This window comes from Nocardia sp. NPDC004278 (genome assembly GCF_053602975.1).
In genome coordinates, this window is record NZ_JBSGEQ010000098.1 from 1 (window position 1) to 3531 (window position 3531).

Below are 3531 nucleotides of genomic sequence, written 5' to 3' on the forward strand. Positions count from 1 at the left end.
GCCGTGGAACGCTTGGGGCAGGGTGGTCAGCACGGCACGGGTGATCGCGGTCGGCAGCGTCACCTCCACGGTGGCGACACTGGCTTGGACGTCCAGGGTCGGGTCGAGCGCGCGGGCACCGATCGCCGGGTCGGTGGTGTCGAGGGTGCAGCGCCACCAGTCGAGTTCTTCGAGGTGTTCGGCGGTGGTGTTCAGGGCGTGGGCCCAGCGTCGCATCGAGGTGCCCACGGGCGCGAGCTGCGGTGGTTGCCCGGCACTGATCTGGGCCCACGCCGTGGCCAGGTCGGGGATCAGGATCCGCCACGACACCCCATCAACGACCAGGTGATGGGCCAGCACCAGCAGCCGACCCGGCCGTTCGCCGCGGTCGAACCAGACCACCTGCAGCATGACGCCCGCGGCGGGATCGAGGCGCTCGGCGGCCGCGTTCGCCTCCGCATCCACGATCGCGGCGAAGGCGGCACTATCCGGCTCCGCTGTCACTGACACCCGCCGGATCAGCCCGGCCGCAGTCATCCCGGGGGTGCTCGCCTCGGTCGCGGTTGGCTCGGGAGTGCTCGCCTCGGCGACGCTCGCCTCGGCGGCGGTCACGCCGGTCGTGATTGCCTTGGCGGTCACCTCGGTCGCGGTCACCCCGGTGGTGCTGGCCTTGGTCGCGGTTGGCTCGGGAGTGCTCGCCTCGGCGGCGGTCACTCCGGTTGTGGTTGCCTTGGCGGTCACCTCGGTCGCGGTCACCCCGGTGGTGCTGGCCTTGGTCGCGGTTGGCTCGGGAGTGCTCGCCTCGGCGACGCTCGCCTCGGTTGTGGTTGCCTCGGCGGTCACGTCGGTCGCGGTCACCTCGGTGGTGCTGGCCTTGGTCGTGGTTGGCTCTGTGGTGCTGGCCTCGGCCGCGGTCACCTCGGTCGTGGTTCCCTCGGGCGTGTTCGCCTCGGTCGTGGTTACCTCGGTGGCGATGATCCCGGTCGGGGGCACCTGTAGCGCCCATCCGGTGGGGTGGGTGGGGTCGGGGTGGAGTTGGGCGCGCAGCATGTCGTGGTGGTCGATCACCGCTTGTACGGTGGTTTGGATTCCGGTGATGTCGATGCCGTCGGGAAGGGTGAGCATCGTCCATTGGCTGAAGCGGTCGAATCCGCCGCGTTCGAACATCCAGCACATGATCGGCGTCAGCGGCAGCGGACCGACGCCCGCGCCGGGGAGTTCGGCCGGTAGGGCGACCGCTGCGGTGCTGTCCTGGACGGCGATCTGGGCCAGTCCGGCGACGGTCTTGCGTTCGAACACCTCCCGCGTGGAGAACACCACCCCGGCGGCCCGGGCCCGGGTGACCAACTGGATCGACATGATGCTGTCGCCCCCCAGGGCGAAGAACGAGTCATCGAGACCGACCGTGTCGATGCCCAACACCTCGGCGAACAGTCCGGCCAGTGTCTTCTCCACATGGGTGACCGGCGCCCGGAACTCGGCGCGAGCCGAACTGAAATCCGGTACCGGTAACGCGGCGCGGTCGAGCTTGCCGCTCTCGGTCACCGGCAGCGTGTCCAGCACCACGACCGTTGCGGGCACCATGTGCGGGGCCAACCGCTGCTCGGCGACCGTGAGGACCGCGGCGGGGTCGAGGTCGACGCCGGGTTCGGGCACCACGTACCCGACCAGCCGGTCACCGACAGCGGTGCCATGGTGCACGGTCGCGACCGCGCGGGCCACACCGGCGCAGGCCAGCAGACCGGATTCGACCTCACCCAACTCGATGCGGAAACCACGCAGCTTGACCTGGAAGTCGGCCCGACCCACATAGTCCAGCGCCAGATTTCCTTCCGGTTGCCGCAGCCACCGCACCAGGTCACCGGTGCGATACATGCGCCGTCCCGACCCCGCGAACGGATCGGCGACGAACCGCGATGCCGTCAACCCGACTCGGTTGCGATAGCCACGGGCCAGACCGGGTCCGGTGAGGTACAGCTCGCCGACAACACCGACGGGCACCGGCCGCAACCGGGCATCGAGCACGACCTGCCCGACCCCGCGGATCGGTTCACCGACCGTCACCGGCTGCCCCGCCACCAGCGGGGCACTGGCGTCGGTCTGGATCGTCGCCTCCGCCGGACCGTAGGTGTTGAAGAGTCTGCGGTCCGGTGCCCACCGTGACACCAGGTCGGTCGAGGGCGCTTCACCGCCGACCACGACGGTCTCGAGGTGCTCCAGCCCGGCCGGATCGACCGTCGCCAACGCCGTCGGCGTCATCGCCACGTGGGTCACCCGTTCGCTCGACAGGATCTGCGCCAGCTCGGTCCCGCCGTAGACGGTCGGCGGTGCGATCACCAGCCGCCCACCCGATGCGAACGCCCACAGCAGTTCCAGGACCGCCGCATCGAAACTCGGCGACGCGACATGCAGCACCCGCGAGGTGGGCTCGATGTCGAACCGTGAACATTGCTCGGTCACCAGATCTGCCAAGCCGCGATGCGGCACCACCACGCCTTTGGGCACCCCCGTCGAGCCGGAGGTGTAGATCACGTACGCCGCCTGGTCGAGCCGGATCGGTCCGGTTCGCTCCGCATCGGTCACCGGTGCCGAGGATGCCTGTGCCACTTCGGCTTCGGCGGTGGCCTCGTCGAGGACCAACCAGGACACCGATCCGGGGAATCGATCTCGCCACTGTGACAGGGTGATTCCCACCCTCGCACCGGAGTCGGTGAGCATGTGCTCGATGCGGCCGGTCGGATACTGCGGGTCCACGGGAACGAATGCCGCCCCCGACTTCGCCACTGCCCACACCGCAAGTACCGATTCGACCGACCGCGCCAGCCCCACCGCGACACTCGTCTCCGGCCCCACCCCATGATCGATCAGCAACCGCGCCAACCGATTCGACTCCGCATCGAGCTCACCGTAGCTCCACTGCCGATCCTCGAACACCACAGCGACCGCCCCCGGATCGCGCTCCACCGTCGCCGCCAGCAGCTGCGGCAGCACCAGCCCCGGCACCTCCTGAGAACCCGATACCGGCGTCAACTCCCGGTATTCCGCGGGGGAGAGCAGGTTCAGCCGGGCCAGCGGCAGATCCGGATCGACGGCCATGACGTCGAGCACGCGCAGCACCCGCTGCAGGGTCGCGTTCACCGTGTCGTGGTCGAACAGTTCGGGCAGGTACTTGATCATCAGGTGCAACCGGGTGTCGACCCGCGCGACCATGCCCATCGGATAGTGCGCGCCGTCCACGCCTGTGACGTCGACGACCCGCATGCCTGCGATGTCGGTGTCGGCGGTGAGCCCGAAACGATCGACCGGGAAGGACTCGAACACTGTCATCGTGTCGAACACCGCTGCTGGCCCGGCGACCCGCTCGATTTCGGTGAGACCGACGAACTGGTGATCGAGCAGAGCGGTCTGCTCGGCCTGGATCCGGTCGAGCAACTGTCCCAGGCTCTCGGCGGCATCGAGACGGACGCGCACCGGCAGTGTGTTGATGAACAGTCCGATCATCGATTCGATACCCGCCAGCTGCGGGGACCGCCCGGACACCGCGGCACCGAA

Annotated in this window: 1 protein-coding gene; it reads right to left on the reverse strand. The window is 69.1% G+C overall.

What is annotated here, in order from left to right:
• The coding region (locus ACWEO2_RS44190; protein WP_452410858.1) for an amino acid adenylation domain-containing protein at nucleotides 1-3519 on the reverse strand (3519 nt) is incomplete at its 3' end.
• Nucleotides 3520-3531: the final 12 nt, after the last annotated feature.